This is a genomic window from Microbacterium sp. SA39 (genome assembly GCF_000967865.1).
GTDB lineage: Bacteria > Actinomycetota > Actinomycetes > Actinomycetales > Microbacteriaceae > Microbacterium.
Genome location: NZ_JXRU01000015.1, coordinates 1 through 21531, shown reverse-complemented (window position 1 = coordinate 21531; position 21531 = coordinate 1). Strand labels below are relative to the sequence as shown.

18 protein-coding genes and 1 riboswitch are annotated in these 21531 nt (G+C 69.0%); of the genes, 5 read left to right on the top strand and 13 right to left on the bottom strand.

Going from position 1 to position 21531, the window contains the following annotated elements:
* The 3 genes from RS85_RS18840 to RS85_RS00435 all read right to left on the bottom strand — a co-directional run.
* The coding region (locus RS85_RS18840; protein WP_052703240.1) for a sigma-70 family RNA polymerase sigma factor at nt 1–1973 on the bottom strand (1973 nt) is incomplete at its 3' end.
* A gap of 467 nt (nt 1974–2440) precedes the next feature.
* On the bottom strand, nt 2441–3613 hold the full coding sequence (nagA, locus tag RS85_RS00440) for an N-acetylglucosamine-6-phosphate deacetylase (protein WP_152642294.1): 1173 nt from the start codon (nt 3611–3613) through the stop codon (nt 2441–2443).
* The gene (locus tag RS85_RS00435) at nt 3610–5124 is read right to left on the bottom strand and encodes a family 20 glycosylhydrolase (protein ID WP_046011448.1); all 1515 of its coding nucleotides are present in this window, start codon (nt 5122–5124) and stop codon (nt 3610–3612) included. Before RS85_RS00435 ends, nagA begins: the two co-directional genes overlap by 4 nt.
* 53 nt (nt 5125–5177) lie before the next feature.
* Nucleotides 5178–5262: riboswitch (ZMP/ZTP riboswitch) on the top strand.
* Between the two features lie 37 nt (nt 5263–5299).
* Here RS85_RS00435 and glyA point away from each other — a divergent pair.
* Together glyA and RS85_RS00425 are read left to right on the top strand one after the other, a co-directional pair.
* A complete protein-coding gene (gene glyA / locus RS85_RS00430; protein ID WP_046011446.1) occupies nt 5300–6574 on the top strand; it encodes a serine hydroxymethyltransferase in 1275 nt (424 codons plus the stop codon).
* On the top strand, nt 6571–7449 hold the full coding sequence (locus RS85_RS00425; protein ID WP_046011445.1) for a bifunctional methylenetetrahydrofolate dehydrogenase/methenyltetrahydrofolate cyclohydrolase: 879 nt from the start codon (nt 6571–6573) through the stop codon (nt 7447–7449). Before glyA ends, RS85_RS00425 begins: the two co-directional genes overlap by 4 nt.
* Before the next feature lie 70 nt (nt 7450–7519).
* Here RS85_RS00425 and RS85_RS00420 read toward each other — a convergent pair whose 3' ends face one another.
* From RS85_RS00420 to RS85_RS00385, 8 genes are all read right to left on the bottom strand, one after another.
* Entirely contained in the window at nt 7520–8077 is a 558-nt protein-coding gene (locus RS85_RS00420) for a hypothetical protein (protein WP_046011444.1), read from the bottom strand.
* Nucleotides 8078–8146: 69 nt separating this feature from the next.
* Nucleotides 8147–8869, bottom strand: a complete 723-nt coding sequence (locus tag RS85_RS00415; protein ID WP_046011443.1) for a DUF6882 domain-containing protein — start codon at nt 8867–8869, stop codon at nt 8147–8149.
* Nucleotides 8870–9018: 149 nt separating this feature from the next.
* On the bottom strand, nt 9019–9819 hold the full coding sequence (locus tag RS85_RS00410; RefSeq protein ID WP_046011442.1) for an HpcH/HpaI aldolase family protein: 801 nt from the start codon (nt 9817–9819) through the stop codon (nt 9019–9021).
* On the bottom strand, nt 9804–10589 hold the full coding sequence (locus RS85_RS00405; protein WP_046011441.1) for a 2-keto-4-pentenoate hydratase: 786 nt from the start codon (nt 10587–10589) through the stop codon (nt 9804–9806). The genes RS85_RS00410 and RS85_RS00405 overlap by 16 nt, the downstream gene beginning before the upstream one ends.
* A 112-nt stretch (nt 10590–10701) precedes the next feature.
* Entirely contained in the window at nt 10702–11838 is a 1137-nt protein-coding gene (gene hpaD, locus RS85_RS00400; protein WP_046011447.1) for a 3,4-dihydroxyphenylacetate 2,3-dioxygenase, read from the bottom strand.
* A 121-nt stretch (nt 11839–11959) separates the two neighbouring features.
* Nucleotides 11960–13456 (bottom strand): 5-carboxymethyl-2-hydroxymuconate semialdehyde dehydrogenase, encoded by a 1497-nt coding sequence (gene hpaE, locus RS85_RS00395; RefSeq protein ID WP_046011440.1) that lies wholly within the window; start codon nt 13454–13456, stop codon nt 11960–11962.
* The gene (locus RS85_RS00390; RefSeq protein ID WP_046011439.1) at nt 13453–14139 is read right to left on the bottom strand and encodes a GntR family transcriptional regulator; all 687 of its coding nucleotides are present in this window, start codon (nt 14137–14139) and stop codon (nt 13453–13455) included. Before RS85_RS00390 ends, hpaE begins: the two co-directional genes overlap by 4 nt.
* Complete coding sequence (locus tag RS85_RS00385; protein WP_046011438.1) at nt 14136–15629, bottom strand: fumarylacetoacetate hydrolase family protein; 1494 nt, start codon at nt 15627–15629, stop codon at nt 14136–14138. Before RS85_RS00385 ends, RS85_RS00390 begins: the two co-directional genes overlap by 4 nt.
* Before the next feature lie 153 nt (nt 15630–15782).
* On the opposite strand from RS85_RS00385, the gene RS85_RS00380 reads away from it, so the two are divergent.
* The gene (locus RS85_RS00380) at nt 15783–17162 is read left to right on the top strand and encodes an MFS transporter (RefSeq protein ID WP_046011437.1); all 1380 of its coding nucleotides are present in this window, start codon (nt 15783–15785) and stop codon (nt 17160–17162) included.
* A gap of 83 nt (nt 17163–17245) precedes the next feature.
* Here the strand turns inward: RS85_RS00380 and RS85_RS00375 are convergent, their stop codons facing one another.
* Nucleotides 17246–17950, bottom strand: coding sequence for an IclR family transcriptional regulator (locus RS85_RS00375; RefSeq protein WP_046011436.1), 705 nt, complete (start codon nt 17948–17950; stop codon nt 17246–17248).
* A 130-nt stretch (nt 17951–18080) separates the two neighbouring features.
* Between RS85_RS00375 and RS85_RS00370 the strand changes: the two genes are divergently transcribed.
* Nucleotides 18081–19952, top strand: coding sequence for an FAD-dependent monooxygenase (locus RS85_RS00370; RefSeq protein ID WP_046011435.1), 1872 nt, complete (start codon nt 18081–18083; stop codon nt 19950–19952).
* A 194-nt stretch (nt 19953–20146) separates the two neighbouring features.
* Nucleotides 20147–20521, top strand: a complete 375-nt coding sequence (locus RS85_RS00365; RefSeq protein ID WP_046011434.1) for a VOC family protein — start codon at nt 20147–20149, stop codon at nt 20519–20521.
* Nucleotides 20522–20592: 71 nt separating this feature from the next.
* On the opposite strand, the gene RS85_RS00360 is transcribed toward RS85_RS00365, so the two are convergent.
* Nucleotides 20593–21531 (bottom strand): thiamine pyrophosphate-dependent enzyme (locus tag RS85_RS00360; RefSeq protein WP_046011433.1); only part of this gene is annotated, 939 nt, incomplete at its 5' end.

The following is a 21531-nucleotide window of genomic DNA, read 5'->3' as shown; positions in this document are numbered from 1 at the left end:
GGCTCCATGGGGGCGGGTGCGGGCTCGACCGGGGCAGGTGCCGGAGCGGATTCGACCGGCGCGGGCGCGGGTGCGGCATCAACCGGTGCGGGCGCGGGTGCAACGGGTGACTCGGCAACCGGAAGGGGGGTCTCCTCTGCCGGTGGATTCGAGATTTCACTCGGCTCAGCGACGGCAGTTTCCTCAGCGTCGTCGGAAGTAACGGCGCAGATCAGGTCGAACGCGATCGCGTACAGAAGCGGTGAGAGCTCGCGGAGCGTCCTCGAGGTTGCAGTGCCCACCTGGTCGCCGGCGACGTAGAAGAAATCGACCGAGGCATTGCCGCAGAGCTGGTCATGCGAAGGGAGCAGCACGACTGAACCAACGGCGCCAGTGCCTCCTGGCGGCATTGACAGCACGGTCTGGCGCGCTCCGTCCGCGTTGCCGCTGATCACTGCGCGTACGGTGGCGCCGTCGGCACCACCGACAGGAACGGCGTATCGAGCCTGTAACGGGATCAGGCCCTCGATGTCGATATCAGCCTGACCGACAGTCGGTGTCCCTTCGGGAAGCACGGGCCCGGGCTGTTCGGTTTCGCCATCGCCGGGCGCTCCACTTCCGCCATCGCCGGGCTCGGTGCCGCCGGGGGTCTCGGGAACCTGAGGCAGCTGGGGGATCTGAGGAAGCTCGGGAAGCGCTTCGACTGGTGCCGTCGGAGGCGCGACGGCCGGGCCGTGCTGTTCTTCTGCCGGGGGAACGGCGATCTGCTCCGCCGGGGGAGTCGGTTCTTGCTTCGGTGCTTCCTCAGGCACCTCGATGATGATCGGCTCATCGAGGTTCATCGACGCGTCGGGGCCGACATCCGAGGTGATCGAGGAGGAGTCAACATCGGCGGCGCTCGGAAGCGAGGCCGCAGGATCGGCACCGGCGAGACCCGGGACGATCGTCGCCGCGGCAACGACTCCTGCGACGACGAGCGCCGCAGATCCGACACCGACGAGAGCGCCCATCCCGGTGAGTACGCCACCGGCAGCACTCGCGCCAGCGCCGACTCCAGCGCCGCCGGTCGAACCGGCAGCGCTCGTCCCTGCTCCTGCGCCGACCGCCGCGACTCCGGAGGCCGGCTCGCCGGCGAACACGCTGCCAGGGATGCTGGACGGCATCGCTGCGAGCGCGACGATCGGGGTGCCGCCGCCTTGCAGCGCCGCGAGGTAGCCCGCGGCGCCGGTGACTCCGAGCACGAGGGGGAGGAGAACGAGGGCGAGGCGCGTCGAGACGTCCTTCGCCTCGGCCGCGACGATCATGCAGCGCGCGCACTCGTCGAGGTGTAGTTCGAGACGCTTGTGGTCGCGGGTGCCGAGGTTGCCGCGCGAGTAGGCGCCGAGGTGCTCGATGGTCCACTGGCAGTCCGACCCCGGCGCGGCGCTGCGCAGGTGCGCCTGGATCCACGCTTCGCGAAGACCCTCGCGCGCCCGGAAGGCGAGCTGCGACACCGCGCCCGACTTCATCCCGAGGAGAGGCGCCACCTCCTGCGGCTTCATCTGCTCGATCTCGGTGTACCAGAGCACCTCCTGCCATCGGGAGGGGAGGCTGCGGAAGGCCTGCGCGGTGAGGCTGCGGTCGAGTGCCTCGTTCGCGGCCTGATCGGTGCTGTCGGGGTCTGCGACGGTGTCGAGCTCGTCGATCGCCGTCTCACGGCGGGAGCGACCCCACGCGGCGGCGGTGTTGCGGATGCTGGTGAAGAGGTAGGCGCGGAACGAGCCGTTGGGTCCGCCGCCCTTGACGATCGCCTGGTAGATGCGGGTGTAGGACTCCTGGACGAGGTCGTCGGGGTCGATCGAGGAGGTGATGGAGCGTGCGACGGAGAGGCCCGATGGGTAGTGGCGGCGCCAGAGTTCCCCGAACGCCTCCGCGTCGCCGGAGCGCGTGCGAAGGATCAGGTCGGCGTCGCCGGGCGGCTCGTCGTGGTGGGCGTTCTCTTCGTGCACAGTCATCCATCGGTTCCGGGGCGCAGGAGCGCCTCCACAGAAAGAGACGCGGGAGAGAGGATCTCATCACGCGTCTTCTCCATTCTCTCCCGAAAATCGTCCTAGGACCAGCCCTCTTCAGATCTCCAAGCCCGTTCGCAGTCTGCGAATAAATCCCAGGTCTGGATATACTTCTGCTTCGCGCCACGAAAAGTTCTGAAGAAAGTCCGCGAACTCGCGTAATGAATCGGGCCGCGCGTCGTCTCATCCCATAGAGACAGCCATGCGAATCCCTCCGGGGGGCGGGATTCAGGCGCCGGTGCGAGGGGTAATTGCACCGGCCGGGCGGGTCGGGAGCCTCGGGGGAGGAGTTCCCGGCCCCCCTTCTCTGTGTGGGATGAGGTCGCTGATCTGGGGAGAGGCGGCCTCCCACCCCTCAAGAAATCGACCGGAGAGCGCAGAGCTGCGCGTCGTCGCGCGTGGCGCGGCTCTTGTCAAACGAGCAGCCGCGGTCCCACCCACACGCGCGCGACGCGCAGCTCTGCGTCCAGCAGCACGGCATCCGCGGTCATGCCCTCGCGCAGGCTGCCGAGTGAGGCGCCTCGCCCGACCGCTCGCGCCGGCGTCTCCGTCAGCGCACGCACCGCCTCGGGAAGAGTCGCACCCGCCTGCACGGCTCGGCGAAGGGCGACGTCCTGTGTGAGCGTGGAGCCGGCGATCGAACCGGTGTCGTCCGCTCGCGCCACGCCGTTCTCGACGGTCACGCTGACTGTGCCGAGGTCGTAGTGACCGTCTGCGCTCCCGGCGGCGGCCATCGCGTCGGTGATCAGCGCCACGCGACCGGGAGCCGAATCGAAGACGAGCTTGATCACGTGGGGATCGAGGTGCACGTTGTCGGCGATCGCCTCGAGGACCACGCGATGATCGGCCGCGGCGGCGAGCACCGGGCCGGGAGCACGATGATGGATGCCGGGCATCGCGTTGAAGGCGTGCGTGAGGATCGAGGCCCCCGCTTCGAAAGCAGCGACAGCCATCGCCGCATCCGCGTCGGTGTGCCCCACGGCCGCGGCGGCGCCGGAGTCCACGATCTGACGGATCGCGTCGAGGCCGCCGGGGCGCTCGGGCGCGATCGTGACCTGGCGGATCGTTCCGCGGCCCGCATCGAGAAGCCGCGCCACGTCCGCCGCTACGGGATCGCGCAGCAGTGTCGGCTCATGAGCGCCGTGATGGGCGGGGTCGAGGAACGGGCCCTCGAGGTGCGAGCCGAGGATGTCGGCATCCGTCTCCATCAGGTCGGCGATCAGGCCGACGCTGCGGGCGAGATCGTCGATGGATGCCGTGACCAGCGAGATGACCGCCCGCGTCGTGCCGTGCGCGCGATGCAGGGCGCGTCCGGTGCGGATCGCCTCGACGCCGTCATCGAACGCGGCTCCGGCGCCGCCGTGCCCGTGGATGTCGATGAAGCCGGGCGTGAGGATCGCACCGGGTCCTGCGATGTCCGAGGCATCGATCACCTCGTCGGCGGGCTCCCAGTCCTGGCCTGCCCCGCGTCCGGCGACCGCGCCGTCGACGAAGCGCACCCAGCCGTCATCGACGACCTCACCGCCGTCGATGACGCGCGCGGAGTGGATGACCAGGGAGCCGGTCGTGGAGGAATGGATGCTCAACGTGTGCTCCAGGGGATCTCGTCAGCGGGGTGGTAATCGACCCCCTCAGCCTTCCACAGCGGCGCGAGCGCTCCGAGGCGTGTGCGGAATGAGTCCCAGACGCGCTCCGGCGCTTCCTTCGGCGACCAGGCGATCTCGGCCTGCGCGGCGGCGCGCGGGAAGACGAGCTGCTCGACGTCGCTCAGCGTGCGGGTCGTCTCCGACCACAGCGGCGCCTCGATGCCGAGGATCGCGGCATCCGGCACATCGAGGACGGCGGTGGGCTCCCACTCGTAGGCGGAGCGGACGTCGATGACGGCCGCCCACGTGAGTCCGAGCGGGAAGTCCTCCGTGTACTTCATGTCGAGGTAGGCGACATCCGCCGCCGACATGATGAGCGACCCGCCACGCTCCACGAAGTGCGCAGCCTCCTCGGCGTGCGTGCCCTCGGGCGTGGTCTTGCCCCAGTACTGGCCGATCGTGCCCTCGGCGATGCCGGCTGCCGATCCCATCTCGTGCCAGGCGATCGGCGTCTTGCCCGCCTCGACGACGATGGCGGTGACCCGCTCGGCGAAGAGGTCGAAATCGGCCTGGAGAGTGCCCAGCGACTCGTCGCCGCCGACGTGGATGTACGGCCCGGGCGTCAGCTCGGCGAGCTCGCGCACGACGTCGCGGACGAAGTCGTAGGTGCGGTCCTCGTGGATGCGCACGCTCGAATGGCCGACGCCCCAGCCGAGGTAGGTCTCGCCGTGAACGGGAAGCGCCTGGCCCATGCGCGCGGACTCGGAGATGAGTCCGTCATTCAGCACCGGCTCCTCGACGAGCTCCGGATAGGCGACCCCGATCGCGTGCGCGTGACCGGGCAGATCGATCTCGGGGATCACGATCATGTGCCGGTCCGCGGCGTACGCGACGATCTCGCGGTAGTCGTCCTTCGTGTAGAACCCGCCCGGATGACCGTCGACCGAGGTCGCGGATGACACCTCCGTGAGTCGCGGCCACGAGTCGATGTGGATGCGCCAGCCCTGGTCGTCGCTGAGGTGCAGGTGCAGGTGGTTGAACTTCAGGGCGCTCGTGCTGTCGATGAACTTCTTGACCTCGGCGACGTGGAAGAAGTGCCGTGCGACGTCGAGCATCACGCCGCGTCGGTCGAAGCGCGGAGCATCCCGCACCTCGGCGCGGAGGAAGCCCCAGATTCCGTCCTCGTCTTCGCGCAGCAGCTGCAGCAGGGTCTGCACGCCGTAGAACAGCCCTGCCTCGTCGGCGCCGACGATCTCGACGCGTTCGTCGACGGTCAGCGCGTACCCCTCTGCGGCGGCGACGGCGGGGTCGATGCGCAGCTCGATCTCCGCTTCCGCCGCGTCGGTGGGGGAGAGACGGATGCCGCTGCGCCTCTCGACCGCGTCGATCAGCTGCTCTGCGGCCAGGGAGGAGCCGAGTACTCGCGTCTGCGCGATGACCGGCATCCGTCCTTCTCCTGCCGTGGCGGACACGGGCGCGGGCACGAGCGGAAGGGAATGGGTAAAGACCATGAACAAAACCTACCGTGGACACGGCCGGAGCCACAGGGGGAATCCGCTATGCTCGTAACCGTCGCGACTGGCGTCTGGGTGGACTACCACCGGGGAGCGACTGACCACGGAATTCGACCGCGCGCCTGGGCCGATAGTCATACCCCTTCGAAATCCGTCGTCAGAGGAGCATGTCATGACCGATCGTTACTTCCACGCCCCGCTTTCCGAAGTCGATCCCGAGATCGCGCAGGTCCTCGACCGTGAGCTGCACCGTCAGCAGACGTTCCTCGAGATGATCGCCTCCGAGAACTTCGTCCCGGTGTCGGTGCTGCAGTCGCAGGGCTCCGTCCTGACGAACAAGTACGCCGAGGGCTACCCGGGCCGTCGCTACTACGGCGGCTGTGAAGAGGTCGACGTCGCCGAGTCGCTGGCCATCGAGCGGGCCAAGAGCCTGTTCGGCTCGGAGTTCGCCAACGTCCAGCCGCACTCCGGTGCCTCGGCCAACGCCGCCGTGCTGCACGCCATCGCCCGCCCCGGCGACACCCTGCTCGGACTCTCGCTCGACCAGGGCGGCCACCTCACGCACGGCATGAAGATCAACTTCTCCGGCCGTCTCTACAACATCGTCGCCTACGGCGTGGACCCCGAGACCTCGACGATCGACATGGACGAGGTGCGTCGCCTCGCGATCGAGCACAGGCCGAAGGTCATCATCGCCGGCTGGTCGGCCTACCCCCGCACGCTCGACTTCGAAGCCTTCCGCGCGATCGCCGACGAGGTCGGGGCACTGCTCTGGGTCGACATGGCGCACTTCGCCGGCCTCGTGGCCGCAGGCCTGCACCCGAACCCGGTGCCGCACGCGCACGTCGTCTCCTCGACCGTGCACAAGACCATCGGCGGCCCGCGCTCGGGCTTCATCCTCACGAACGACGCCGACATCGCGAAGAAGATCAACTCCGCCGTCTTCCCGGGCCAGCAGGGCGGCCCGCTCATGCACGTGATCGCCGCCAAGGCGACCGCCTTCAAGCTCGCGGCGACGCCCGAGTTCGTCGAGCGCACGGAGCGCACCCTGCGCGGTGCCGCGCTGATCGCCGAGCGACTCTCGCAGCAGGACGTGAAGGATGCCGGCATCGGCGTGCGCTCGGGCGGCACCGACGTGCACCTCGTGCTGGTCGACCTGCGCGATGCAGAGATCGACGGCAAGCAGGCCGAAGACCTGCTGCACGACATCCGCATCACGGTCAACCGCAACGCGGTGCCGAACGACCCGCGCCCGCCGATGGTCACCTCGGGGCTCCGCATCGGCACGCCGGCGCTCGCGACCCGCGGTTTCGGCGACGCCGAGTTCACCGAGGTCGCCGACATCATCGCCCTCGCGCTGATCCCGGGTGCCGATGTCGAGGCGCTCCGCGCACGGGTCGACGCGCTCGCCGCGGCCTTCCCGCTCTACCCGGACCTGCAGCAGTGACCGCTGTCGTCCTCGACGGCAAGGCGGCTTCGGCCGAGATCCGAGCCGAGCTCACCGAGCGCGTCGCGGCACTGAAGGCCAAGGGCATCACGCCCGGCATCGCCACGGTGCTCGTCGGCGCCGACCCGGCGTCGCAGCTCTACGTGGGCATGAAGCACCGGCAGTCCGAAGCGATCGGGATGAACTCGATCCAGCGCGAACTACCCGGGGATGCCACGCAGGCCGACGTCGAGGCGCTGATCGATGAGCTCAACGCCGATCCGGCGTGCCACGGATACATCGTGCAGTTGCCGCTGCCGAAGCACATCGACACGGATGCGATCCTCGAACGGATCGACCCGGCGAAGGACGCCGATGGACTGCACCCGACGAACCTCGGGCGGCTCGTGCTCAACGTCAACGCACCGATCCACACCCCGCTGCCGTGCACGCCGCGCGGTGTGATCGAGCTGCTGCTGCGCAACGACTACGACCTCAAGGGCAAGCACGTGGTCGTCGTCGGCCGCGGTGTCACGATCGGGCGCTCGATCGGGCTGCTGCTGACGCGGCGCGATCTCAACGCCACCGTGACGCTGACCCACACCGGCACCGTCGACATGCCGCGCTACCTGCGCGAGGCCGACGTCATCGTTGCGGCCGCGGGAGTGAAGCACCTCATCCGCGCCGAGGACGTCAAGCCCGGCGCTGCGGTGCTCGACGTCGGTGTCACGCGGGAGACCGACCCCGAGACCGGCAAGAGCCTGGTCTTCGGCGACGTGCACCCCGATGTGGCCGAGGTCGCCGGCTTCCTCTCGCCGAACCCCGGCGGAGTCGGCCCGATGACGGTCGCGCTACTCATGACGAACGTGGTCGAGGCGGCCGAGCGGCTCGCCTGACGTTTCCCGTCGCGAAAAGGCACCCAGTCCCGTGCGGATGGGTGCCTTTTCGCGACCGGAGCGGGCGGGGTCAGCCGAGCTCGTCCAGCATCCGCCGCTGCTCGGGCGTCAGGCCGTCCTGGAGCTCGTCGCGTGTCGAGGCCGTCTCGCGGGTCTCGGGCGCCGGGGCGGCGGAGGATGCCGGGCGGCTCGCGCCGCGTCCGACCCTCGCCTGCACCGCGTCGTACACCTGTCCGGCCTTGGTATGCAGCTTGTCGTCGATCTGGTCATAGATCACCCAGCCGAGCAGCAGGAGCAGCGGTGGGAGGACGTAGCCCCAGACGCTGGAGGAGCTCACGCCGCTCAGCCACACCGTGAGCACCCAGACGATGAGCTCGACGATGTAGACCAGCACGTATTGGACGACCTTCTCGCCGGCCTTCGTTCGACCGGATGCCGACTTCGCGGCGGACCGCCGGAAGGCATTCCGCAGCAGCGGCTTCACGAACAGGGCAGCGAGCGTGAGGATCATCGCTGCCCACAGGGCGTTCCATCCGACGGACACTCCGCGCAGCAGCAGGCCGATCAGCAGCAGCACGGCGACGTTGAACACGTAGAGCGATACGAACCGGACGATTCCGTTCTTCATCCGTCCAGAATCCCACACGGTACGCGCTTCGCGGCCGACCCGCGCGGTTTGGTGCGGGCCCGTTCCGGATCAGGCCTGCGCCTGCAGCGAACCGTCGATTCCGCTGATGCGAGCCTGCTCATCGAAGCGGAACGTCGCGGAGCCCGACGCATCGACGACCTGCGCGCCCGAGAACGACTCATCCGTCCAGGTCAGCGACCATCCGGCGAGACGCGCCAGGTCCCAGACGGCCGTGCGGGCGTCAGGGAGCGAGAGGTCGGAGAGGATGCGGGGGAGCGCGATGACCGCGTCAGACACGGTGAGAGCGGGCAGTGGCGCGTCGAGCACGAACACGGCCCTGGTGCCACCGCCCACGGGCGCGGAGTAGTAGGGCGAGCGACCGGTCAGCTCGACCGCGACGCCGCCGATCGTGTGTGCCGCCTGGGCGATCCACTCCTCGTCTCCCGTGGCGTCGGCCGGGAAGGGGACCTCGGGCGCGGTCAGGTCGGTGAGGCCGTGCTCGGCGCCGTACGCACGCAGCTGTGCGGCCACGCCCTGGGCATCCCCCTGGGGGTGCGCCCATGCCCACAGCATCGAGCGGGGACCGGGAGCGATCGTGGCGATCAGGTGCGCGCGGGTGACGAGCTGCCGCGCCGGGTCGGCGTTCGCCGTGAAGGTGATGGTCCCGGCGGCCATGTCGGCGTCCCAACGGTGCTCGCCCAGCGCGTCGGCAGCAGTCGAGAGAGCGTCCTGGCGGAGCGCGGTGAACAGGGCGGCACGGTCGGCGAGGGGCTGGAGCGCGGCGAAAGTCATGTCGACAGTCTTCCCCGGATTGCTATGAATACGCCAGAGTCAGCCGCGTCGGTGTCAGGCGTGGCGCGGCGCCGTTTCGAATCGCGCAACTGGCTCATGGTTCCGCGCGGGATCGACCAGTTGCGCGATTCGAAAACGGGGGAGGCGGGTCAGTAGCTGGCGCGCGCGGGGCCGTCGGTGGTGATGAAGCGAGCGGCCAGGGCCTCGGATGCTCGTGCCAGCAGTGCCACGTCGGCTCCGACCGCCACGAAATCCGCTCCGGCCGCGACGTAGGCATCGGCGGCCGCGGGATCGAAGGCGTTCACGCCGACCGGCTTGCCCGCTGCCCTCACCGCAGTGAACACCTGCTCGACAGCGGCGACGACGTCGGGGTGCGTCTGCTGCCCGAGGAGCCCCATCGAGGCCGACAGGTCGGACGGTCCGACGAAGACCGCGTCGACGCCGTCGACCGTGGCGATCTCGACCGCAGCGTCCACTCCGGCGGTGGTCTCGATCTGCACCGTGAGCGACGTGTGCTGCGCGGACTCCTGCAGGTAGCGATCGACCCGGTTCCAGCGGGCGCTGCGGGCCAGGGCGCTGCCGACACCGCGGACGCCCTCGGGTGGGTAGCGCGTGGCCGCCACCGCAGAGCGTGCCTCGTCCGCGGAGGAGACCATCGGCACGATGAGATTCTGCGCGCCGAGATCGAGCACCTGCTTGATCGCGACGGTGTCGTTCGAGGGCACCCGCACGACGGGAGCGATCGGGTACGCGGCGACGACCTGCAGCTGCAGAAGGACCGTCTCGAGCGTGTTCGCCGAATGCTCCATGTCGATCAGCAGCCAGTCGAGTCCCGATCCGGCCGCGACCTCGGTGACGAGCGCGCTGCCGGAGCAGGCCCACATCCCTATGAAGGCCCTGTCAGAGGACGCGAGCCGCTCGCGGAACGACGGTTCTAGACGAAGCGGCATGTGATGGTTCCCATCGGTCCGTAGTCGCACAGCACCTCGTCGCCGCGCGACACCCACATCGGGCGTGTGAACGATCCTGCCAGGATGATCTCCCCGGCCTCCAGACGCGCGCCGTGCTGGTGGAACTTGTTCGCCAGCCACGCGACACCGGTCGCGGGATGGCCGAGCACGCCGGCGGCGACGCCGGTCTCCTCGATCTCGCCGTTCCGCGACAGCACGCCGGGCACCCAGCGCAGGTCGATCTCGTCGGGGCGACGGTGCTCGGTGCCCAGCACCATGGCGCCGTATGCCGCGTTGTCGCTGATCGTGTCGACGATCGTGCGGCCTTCGAGCTCGATGTGCGAGTTGAGCACCTCGAGGGCGGGAACCGCGTAGTCGATCGCGGCGAGGGCGTCGTCGAGGGTGCAGTCGGGGCCTTCGAGCGGATGCTTGAGCACGAACGCGAGCTCCACCTCGATGCGCACGTTCGAGAAGTGGTCGACCGGGATCTCCGCGCCCGACTCGTAGACGGTGTCGTCGAACATCACGCCATAGTCGGGCTCGGTGATGCCCGTGGCCTGCTGCATCGCCTTGGACGTGAGGCCGATCTTGCGTCCGACCAGTCGTCGGCCGGCAGCGATCTGGCCGTCACGCCATACGCCCTGGATGGCGTACGAGTCCTCGACCGTCGCCTCGGGGTATCGCGCGGTGATCCGTGGGATCACCGCGTGCGTGCGATCGGCCTCGGCGAGCTCCGCCGCGATCTCCGCGATCGTGTCTGCTGACAGCATCCGCTCCTCTTCCTCTCGGTTCGTCAGGCGTCTCGTCGCGTCGCTTCGCTCGTCGCTCGACGACCGGTTGCCGGTCGTCGAGCCAGCGGAGCGAGACGAAACGCCTGCGGGATCAAAGCTGGTTGCCCAGCTTTTTCTCGCCCTCGTCGGGCCGGGTGTACGAGAAGCCGTCGGCGCCGATCGTGACGGCCATCTCGCTGCTGTCGGTGCGTGCGACGACCGGCTGCGGGTTGCCGTCGAGGTCGAGCACGAGAGACGCCTCGGTGTACCAGGACGGGACGACGGGGTTGCCCCACCAGTCGCGGCGCTGGTTGTCGTGCACGTCCCACGTGATGACCGGGTTGTCGGGGTCACCCGTGTAGTAGTCCTGCGTGTAGACCTCGACGCGGTGACCGTCGGGGTCGCGCAGGTAGAGGTAGAACGCATTGCTCACACCGTGGCGGCCGGGGCCGCGCTCGATGGCATCCGACCGGCGGAGGGCACCGAGCTTGTCGCAGATGGCGAGGATGTTGTGCTTCTCGTGCGTCGCGAAGCAGACGTGGTGCATCCGCGGGCCGTCGCCGCCCGTCATGGCGGTGTCGTGCACGGTGGGCTTGCGGCGCATCCACGCGGCGTAGACCGTGCCCTCGTCGTCCTGGATGTCTTCGGTCACGCGGAATCCGAGATCCTGCATGAACTTCACTGCACGGGGCACGTCGGGGGTCACCTGGTTGAAGTGGTCGAGACGCACCAGCTCGCCGGGGATGTGGAGGTCGTAGCGCCACGACATCCGCTCGACGTGGTCGGACTGGTGGAAGAACTCGATGGGGAAGCCGAGCGGGTCGACCACGCGCACGGAGTCGCCGACACCCTTCACGAAGCCGTTCTCGGCTCGGCGCACGTCGCAGCCGAGCTCGGTGTAGAACTCGACGGCGCGGTCCAGGTCTTCTGCCGCCCGCACACGGTACGAGAACGCGGCGACCGCGGCGACGGGTCCCTTGCGGAGCACGAGGTTGTGGTGGATGAACTCCTCGGTCGAGCGCAGGTAGATCGCCTCGTCGTCCTCTTCGGTGACGTACAGGCCGAGCACGTCGACGTAGAACACGCGCGACGCGGCGAGGTCGGTGACCACGAGTTCCATGTAGGCGCAGCGCAGGATGTCGGGGGGAGTGCTCGCCGGCGTTGCGACCGGGTTGTCCGTGCGGATCGGCGCCTCCTGGGATACGTAGTACCCGGCAGAGGTCAGGGTCATGTCTTCGCGGTCGGTCATGTCAGCGTCCTTGCTTGAGTCGGGATCTCCGTCGTTGAGCGAGCGGAGCGAGACGAAACGGTCTGGTGAGTCGAGACGTTTCGTCTCGTCGCTTCGCTCCTCGCTCAACGACCGGGGGATGTCAGTTCTTGCCGAAGGTGGGGTTGTGCGCCGGGCCCAGCGTGATGTGCACGCTCTGCTGATCGGTGTAGAAGTCGATCGAGCGGTAGCCCCCCTCGTGCCCGAGGCCGGAGGCCTTCACGCCGCCGAACGGGGTGCGGAGGTCGCGCACGTTGTTGCTGTTCAGCCACACCATGCCGGCCTCGACGGACTGTGCGAAGTTGTGCGCACGCTTGAGGTCGTTGGTCCAGATGTAGGCGGCCAGGCCGTACTTGGTGTTGTTCGCGAGCGACAGCGCCTCCTCATCGGAGTCGAACGGCGTGATCGCCACGACCGGGCCGAAGATCTCCTCCTGGAAGATGCGGGCGCCGGGGGAGACGTCGGCGAACACGGTCGGTGCGACGAAGTTGCCCTCGTCGAAGCCCTCGGGGCGACCGCCGCCGGCGACGAGGCGCCCCTCGGTCTTGCCGATCTCGACGTAGCTCATGACCTTGTCGTAGTGCTCGGGGTGCACGAGCGCGCCGACCTCGGTGGCCGGATCGTGCGGGTAGCCGACCTTGACGCGCTTCGCCTGGGCGGCGTAGCGCTCGACGAACTCCTCGTAGATCGAGCGCTCGACGAGGATGCGGGAGCCGGCCGTGCAGCGCTCGCCGTTGAGGGAGAAGACACCGAAGATCGTGGCGTCGACGGCGGCTTCGAGGTCGGCATCCGCGAAGACGACGGCGGGGGACTTGCCGCCGAGCTCCATCGACAGACCCTTGAGGAAGGGAGCCGCGTTGCCGAAGATCAGCTGGCCGGTCGAGCTCTCGCCGGTGAACGAGATCAGCGGCACGTCGGGGTGCTTCACGAGCGCGTCGCCGGCGTCCTCGCCGAGGCCGTTCACGAGGTTGAAGACACCCTGGGGGAGCCCGGCCTCTTCGAAGATGCCGGCCCAGAGGGATGCCGACAGCGGGGTGAACTCGGCGGGCTTGAGCACCACCGTGTTGCCGGTCGCGAGCGCGGGTCCGAGCTTCCACGACTCGAGCATGAAGGGCGTGTTCCAGGGGGTGATGAGCCCGGCGACGCCGATCGGCTTGCGGTTCACATAGTTCATCTGGCGGCCGGGCACCTTGAACGCGTCATCCGATTGCGCCACGATCAGGTCGGCGAAGAAGCGGAAGTTCTCTGCGGCACGGCGGGCCTGACCCAGCGCCTGCGTGATGGGCAGACCCGAGTCGTAGGACTCGAGCTCGGCGAGACGCGCGTCGCGGGACTCGACGAGGTCGGCGATCCGGTGCAGCACGCGGGAGCGCTCACGCGGCAGCATCCGCGGCCACGGGCCCTCCTCGAACGCACGCTTGGCGGCGGCGACGGCGAGCTCGATGTCGGCCTTCTTGCCGGCGGCGGCCGTCGTGTAGGTCTTGTTCGTCACCGGGTCGAGCACATCGAACGTATCGCCGTCGACCGAGTCGACGAACGCGCCGTCGATGTAGTGCTGGATGTGATCGGGAAGGTCGGCGGGGATGCGCGAATCGGTCATGAGGCTTCTCCAGGGGTATGAGCGGAACGGGCGTGCAGCGCGTCGAGAAAGGCATCCCTCGTGCGCCAGCGGTGACTGCGGGCGGCGAGCTCGATCTCGAGAGGCTCTGCGCCTCCGCGGATGAGCTCGAGGATCTGGGCGTGCTCGTCGACCGAGTGATGAGCTCGGCCGGGCACGTAGGCGAACGTGGAATCGCGGATGCCGGAGAGCCGGGCCCACCCGCGATGCACGAGGTCGAGCAGGTGCGGGTTGGGGCACGGCTCGAAGAGCACCGAGTGGAACTGCCGGTTCAGCTCGGTGAAGGTGTGCGCGTCGAAGTGGTCGAGCAGACGCGTCATCCGCTCGTTCACCTCGGCGGCCTGCGCGAGCGCGTCGCTGTCGAGCAGCGGGGCGGAGAGCGCGGTCGCCGCACCCTCGACGAGCCCGAGCGTCTGCATCGTGTGGGCGTACTCGCTCTCGTCGACCAGCGTCACGCGCGCGCCGACGTTGCGCTCGAACGTCACGAGTCCCTCGGCCTCGAGGCGCCGGATGGCTTCGCGGACGGGCACGACGCTCATGCCGAGCTCCTCCGCGATGGGGCCCAGCACGAGCCGGTATCCGGGTCCGAACGCGTGGCCCGAGATGCGCGAGCGGATCCAGGTGTAGGCCTGCTCGGACTTGCTGGCGTCCGACACGGTGCTCACTTCCGCGCCTCGTCGTACCGTGCGCGCCACTCCGCGTTCATCGGGAACAGCCCGTCGACCGGGTTCCCGGCGGCGACCTGCTCGGCGATCCACGCGTCTTCGACCTCCTGTGCGAGCGTGTCATCGACGACCTCTTCGACGAGAGCCGGCGGGATCACGATGACGCCGTCGCTGTCGCCCACGATGATGTCGCCGGGCTGGACGGATGCTCCGCCGCAGGCGATCGTGACGTCGACGTCCCACGGCACGTGCTTGCGGCCGAGGACCGACGGGTGTGCGCCCTGCGAGAAGACGGGAAGACCGATCTCAGCGACCGCGTCGAAGTCGCGCACGCCGCCGTCGGTGATGACGCCGACTGCGCCACGGGTCTTCGCACGCAGCGCGAGGATGTCGCCGAGGGTGCCGGTGGTGGCATCGCCCCGAGCCTCGATCACAATGATCTCGCCCTCGTTCACCGTATCGAACGCGCGCTTCTGCGCGTTGTAGCCGCCGCCGTGGGCCTTGAACAGGTCTTCGCGGAAGGGCACGAAACGGAGCGTCTTGGCCGTGCCGACGATCTTCGTGCCGGAGATGTTCGCCGAGACGCCGTCGATGAAACAGGAGTGGTGCCCGCGCTTGCGCAGCTGGGCCGAAAGCCCTGCGGTCGGCGCCTCGAGGAGCTTGGCGCGGAGCTCGGGGGAGGGCCCGCCTTCGGTCGCGCGTTTCGTCTCGTCGCTGCGCTCCTCGCTCAACGACCGGTCGCTGACCAACCCCGCCGCCTCCGCCGATCCCCAGGCCTCGGTGCGCTGGAGGTCGTCGACGGCCGGGAGCGATCCGAGCTCGCCGTCGAAGGGCACCTCGCCCTGCGTGACCGTGGTCACCAGTCGCCCGGAGCTCGGTGCGCCCTCGGCATCCGGGGCATCCACCTCGATCTCGACCACGTCGCCGGGCACGATGACGGACGACCCCGCCGGGGTGCCTGTGAGGATCACGTCACCGGGCTCCAGCGTGAAGTGCTGGGACAGGTCGGCGACGAGCTGTGCGAGCGGGAAGATGAGCCCGGCGGTGGTGTCGTCCTGGCGGAGCTCGCCGTTGACCCAGGCGCGCACGCGCAGGGCGGCGGGATCGACGGTGCGGGCGTCGATGAGGTCGGGGCCGAGCGGCGTGTAACCGTCGCCGCCCTTGGACCGGACGTTGGAGCCCTTGTCGTTCGCGCGCAGGTCATAGAGGCCGAGGTCGTTGGACGCGGTGACCCAGCCGACATGCCCCCAGGCATCGGCGAGCGACACGCGACGTGCGGCGGTGCCGATCACGAGCGCGATCTCGCCCTCGAAGGCGAGCAGCTCGGTGCCTGCCGGACGCTCGACCGTGCCGCCGGAGACACCGACGGAGCTGGCCGGCTTGAAGAAGTACGAGGGGACTGCCGGGCGGCGACCGCGCTGATCCGCACGCGAGGCGTAACTCAGGTGGATGGCGATGATCTTGCCGGGGCGGGTGATGTCTGCCGTCACGGTGCGCCTCTCTGCGCTCGTCTGCGAAGTCCTACGAGACGCCTTGTGCGTCGTATTCGAAATCATATATCATCGGGTCACCCCTCGGCAAGCATTCGGATTCACGTCCTCGCAACGCCGTGACAATGCGGTCACAACCAAAGGAGACACCCCATGAGCGGGCAGTCACAGGGTGGGTTCACCCCCACCGGCACCATCGCGACAGCGGCCGATCGCCGCCGCGTCGTCTTCGCCACCGTCGTCGGAACCACCGTCGAGTGGTACGACTTCTTCATCTACGCCACCGCGGTCGGCCTCGTCTTCGGGCAGCTGTTCTTCGAGCCGCTCGGGGCGAACAGCGCGCTGATCGCGTTCGCGACGGTCGGCGTCAGCTTCCTGTTCCGTCCGCTCGGCGCGTTCCTCGCCGGGCACTACGGCGACAAGCTCGGCCGTAAGACCGTGCTGATGTGGACGCTGATCCTGATGGGAGCGGCGACCGCGCTCATCGGCGTGCTGCCCACGTACCAGACGATCGGGATCGCCGCGCCGATCCTGCTGGTGCTGCTGCGCATCCTGCAGGGCATCTCGGCCGGTGGCGAGTGGGGCGGCGCCGTGCTGATGGCCGTCGAGCACGCACCGCGCACGAAGCGAGGCATCTTCGGCGCCTCGCCGCAGATCGGCGTGCCGCTGGGTCTGCTGCTGGCATCCGGCGTGATGGCACTGATGACCGTCATCGCCCCGGGGGACCAGTTCCTCGAGTGGGGCTGGCGCATCCCGTTCCTGCTGAGCGTCGTGCTGATCCTGGTCGGCTACTACGTGCGTCGCAAGGTCGAGGAGAGCCCGGTCTTCACCGAGCTCGCCGCCCGCAAGGAGAAGGCGCGGATGCCGATCGTGCAGCTGTTCCGCAAGCACGCGCTGCTCGTGATCATCGCGGCGTTCGTCTTCGCCGGCAACAACGCCGTCGGCTACATGACGACCGGCGGGTACATCCAGGGCTACGCGACCAACCCCGAGGGGCCGATCGGCCTCGAGCGCGGCCCGGTGCTCTGGGCCGTCGCAGGGTCGGCCGTCACCTGGCTGCTGACGACCCTGTTCGCCGGATGGATCTGCGACCGCATCGGCCGCCGCACGACGTACATCATCGGCTGGGTGCTGCAGCTGATCGGTGTCTTCGCGCTGTTCCCGCTCGTGAACACCGGAGAGGTCGGCCTGCTGTTCACAGGTCTCGCGATCCTCACGATCGGCCTCGGCTTCACCTACGGCCCGCAGGCCGCGCTCTACACGGAGCTGTTCCCGGCCAGCATCCGCTTCTCCGGTGTCTCCATCTCCTACGCGATCGGCGCCATCGCCGGCGGTGCGTTCGCCCCGACCATCGCGACCGCGATCGTGCAGGCGACCGGGTCGACCCAGGCGGTGACCTGGTACCTCGCGGGCATGACGGTGCTCGGACTCGTCGCGACGCTGCTGCTGCGCGACCGTTCCGGCATCCCGCTCGGTCCCGACCACGAGGACGAGCAGTCGGTCAGCCCGATCTACGGGGTGGCCAAGGCCTGAGGCCGCATCTCGGGCCGTTCCGGTCGCACTTCGTGCCGCTCATCGTCTCGGTGGGCGGCACGAACTGCGACCGGAACGGTTCGTCAGCCGTCGAGCGCGTCGCGGATGACGGCGGCCGACTGCTCGAGCCGGGCGGCGATGGCCGCATCGTCGAGGTTCGTCGCGACGTGCACCACGGCGATCGCGGCAGGACGGCGGCCGCGCAGGACCAGCGGGACCGCGACCGACTGCACGGTGGGGATGACCTCGTCGTGGCTGGTGCCGTAGCCGCGTTCCCGTGTGAGCTCGACATCGCGGCGCAGCGCCGGTGAGGTATCCGCCGGCCACTCCGCTGCCGCGAGCTGCGCGAGGATCGCCTTGCCCGGCGCTCCGACCGTGACCGGATGCCGGGCGCCAGGGCGCTGAGCGACGCTCGCGATCGCGTGGCGCGGTTCGATGCTGGCGAGCGTGATGCAGTCCTCGCCGTCGAGCACCGCGAGGAAACAGGTCATGCCGAGCTCGTTGGCGACCGCGGTGAGCTCCGGAAGCGCCTCGGCCTGGAGGTCGGGAGCGACTCCGGCGGCGAGAGCGGCCATCCGCGCGCCGAGGCTGACGGCTCCGCTCGCGCCGCGCACGACGAGGCCGTGGTCTTCGAGCGTGCGCAGCAGGCGGTAGGCGATCGAACGATGAACGCCGAGCCTCGTCGCGATCTCATCGATCGCCAGCGGACCTCGTGCGTCGGCGAGGATCTCGAGGATCCGGATGCCGCGGCTCAGGGTCTGCGACGCGGGAGAGGGGCCGTCGGCCATGGGGAACTCCTTGCACATCTTGGCGGTCGCGCATACGCTGTGTTCAATAGTAGAACGTTGTGTTCGAATATAGAACACGAAGCGAGACAGCGCAAGACCAGACGAAGCAGTCCGGAAGGAATCGACGACGATGCAGTTCCACCACCACGGCTATGTCTCCGGGGATCCGCGTGTGCAGGATGCCGCCGGCCTCGGCGTAACCCGATCGGCCGACCTTCCCGATGACATCGACGTGCTGATCGTCGGCTCCGGTCCCGCGGGCATGCTGCTCGCCGCACAGATGTCGCAGTATCCCGACATCTCGACGCGCATCATCGAGAAGCGTGAGGGTCGTCTCGTGCTCGGCCAGGCCGATGGCATCCAACCGCGCAGCGTCGAGACCTTCCAGGCGTTCGGGTTCGCCGAGCGGATCGTCGCCGAGGCGTACAACATCGGCTGGATGAACTTCTGGAGCCCGAACCCGGAGAACCCGCGCGAGATCATCCGCACCACCCGCACGGCCGACTACGCGTACGACATCTGCGAGTTCCCGCACCTGATCGTGAACCAGGCGCGGGTGCTGGACTACTTCGCCGAGGCTGCAGCCCACGGCCCGGGCCGTATCGCCCCCGACTACGGCATCGAGTTCCTGGGCCTCACGGTGCACGACGAGGGCGAGTATCCCGTCGAGGTGCGGGTGCGGCACGTGGCAGGGGAGCGCGCAGGCGAGGAGCAGGTCGTGCGCGCGAAGTACGTCGCCGGGTGCGACGGTGCCCGCAGCGGCGTGCGTCAGGCGATCGGCCGCACGCATGTCGGCGGGAGCGCCGCCCACGCCTGGGGCGTCATGGACGTGCTGGTCAACACCGACTTCCCGGACTGGCGCACCAAGTGCGCGATCAACTCGCAGGCGGGCAACATCCTGCACATCCCGCGCGAAGGCGGGTACCTGTCGCGCATGTACATCGACCTCGGCGAGGTCGCGCAGGACGACGACCACCGGGTGCGGCAGACGCCGATCGAGGAGATCATCCGCAAGGCGAACGACATCCTGCATCCGTACACGCTCGACGTGAAGCAGGTCGCCTGGCACAGCGTGTACGAGGTCGGGCATCGGGTGACCGACGGTTTCGACGATGTGCTCGAGGAGTCCGGCCGTACCCCGCGCGTGTTCCTGACGGGCGACGCGTGCCACACGCACAGCGCCAAGGCCGGCCAGGGCATGAACGTGTCGATGCAGGACGGCTTCAACCTCGGCTGGAAGCTCGGCTCGGTGCTGAGCGGACGCGCACCGGAGACGCTGCTGGCGACGTACGGCGCCGAGCGTCGGCCGGTCGCGCAGCAGCTGATCGACTTCGACCGGGAGTGGTCGTCGCTGATGGCACGCAAGCCCGGCGAGATCTCCGACCCGAACGAACTGGCCACGTACTACCTGGCGACGGCGGAGTTCCCGTCCGGCTTCATGACGCAGTACACCTCGTCGATGATCACCGGCTCCGATGCGCACCAGGCGCTCGCGGGCGGGTATCCGCTCGGGAAGCGGTTCAAGTCGGCCGAGGTCATCCGCGTAGGCGACGGGAACGTCGTGCATCTCGGGCATCACGCCAAGGCCGACGGCCGCTGGCGCGTCTACGCGTTCGGCGATCGTTCCGGTGCGGCGCTCGCCGCGTGGGCGGATGCCGCGGCGCCGCTGTTCGCCCGGTTCACGCCCGCGGATGCCGATGTCGACGCCGTGTTCGACGTGAAAGCGGTGTACCAGCGGCCGTACGACGAGGTGGAGGTCACGTCTGCGCCTGCGCTGTTCCAGCCGAAGACGGGGCCGCTCGGGCTCACCGACTGGGAGAAGGTCTATGCCGCCGGTCCGTCGAAGTGGACCGAGACCGACATCTTCGAGGCGCGCGAGCTGTCGCGCGAGGGTGTGGTCGTCGTGGTGCGTCCGGATCAGTACGTCGCGGCGATCCTGCCGCTGGGGGATGTGGCAGAACTCGCGGAGTTCCTCGAGGGGGCATTCCTCCCGGCGGACTGAGCAGCGTGCGAGGTTCTCGGTGTTGGGCTGAGTACCCGGTGTCGGGAGGAGGGATCAGCCGGATTCCTCAGCCCAACGGGGAAGTCTCCGCCCGAGGCGGAGCCGCTCGGCTGTACAAGACCTCTGGTGCCGAGTGTCTGCGCGTCGTACCGTGGTCGCGGACGGGCGACGGCGTCCGCCAGGAGGAGTGCGTGATGGACTGGAAGATCGAACTCATCTTCGTGCCGGTGTCGGATGTCGACAGGTCGAAGGACTTCTACACGATGATCGGCTTCAACCCGGATCACGACCAGACCCCGACAGAGGGCCTGCGCTTCGTGCAGATGACTCCGCCGGGCTCGGCGTGCTCGATCGCGTTCGGCACCGGTCTCGGCGAGGGCCTCGAGCCGGGACAGCAGAACACGATCCAGGTCGTCGTGCCGGATGCCGATGAGGCGCTCGCGCACCTGAAGGGTCTCGGCGTCGACGCGCAGGGCGTCGACGAACAGGTCTGGGGTCGGTTCGTGACCTTCGACGACCCCGACGGCAACACCTGGACGCTGCAGGAGCTGCCCGACTACGGCGCCTGAGCGCGCGTTCCCGTGGCAGTTGTGGCGGGTATTTGGCCGATCCACCCGCTACAACTGCCACGGGAGCGGCGTCAGGAGTTCACGCGGATGATCTCCTGCTGGTACGGCGCGATGACGTCGCCGGAGATGCGGAGGTCGAGGAGGAGGAAGGGGCGCGTCGACGGCTCCTCCTCCGCCCAGGCGGCAAGACGGTCGAGGTCGGCGAGGGTGCGGACCACGACGCCCTCGGCTCCGACTGCCGCACCGAAGGCGGCGAAGTCGACCTCGGGGATGCGCATCGGGCCCTCGGCGAGTCCCTTGAGCCCGTAGAGGTTGACCTCGGCGCCGTAGGCCGCGTCGTTCCAGATCACGGCGATGCCCCGGCCGCCGGCCGCACGGACGGCGGATTCCAGGTCGGCGATGGCCATCAGACCTCCGCCGTCGCCCGAGGTCAGCACGATCGTCGAGTCGCGCCGGGCGAGGGCGGCCCCGACGACGCTCGGCCAGCCCTGGCCGATCGACTGGAACGCCGTGCCGATCATCATCATGCGGTCGGGTGCGGCGACCGGCCAGTACATGTTCGCCCAGCCGATGAAGTGTCCGCCGTCCGAGACGACGACGCGGTCTTCCGGCAGCAGCTCGGCGATGCGCCGCGCGGCGGAACGCGGGTCGAGGCGTCCGTCGGCTGCGAGCTCGTCGCCCGCATCGTAGAAGCGAGCGGATGCCACGTCGACGCTGTCGCGCCAGGGAGAGCTCGCCGCGGCATCCTGCTCCTGCACCCGGCGCACGAGCTCCTCGGCCGCGACCCGGGCGTCTGCGCGGACGAAGCCACCGATGTGCGCGTGCGTGGCTGCGGGGGCGATGTCGATCTGGAAGACGCGCGTCCCGGGAGCGAAGAGCTCACCGAAGCGCATCGTGAACTGGTTCAGCGAGGCACCGAAGACGACGGCGACATCGGCCGTGCGCACGAGTTCCATCGCCCCGTCGGCGCCGAACCCGCCGGTCACGCCGAGGTCGTAGCGCCGGTCGGG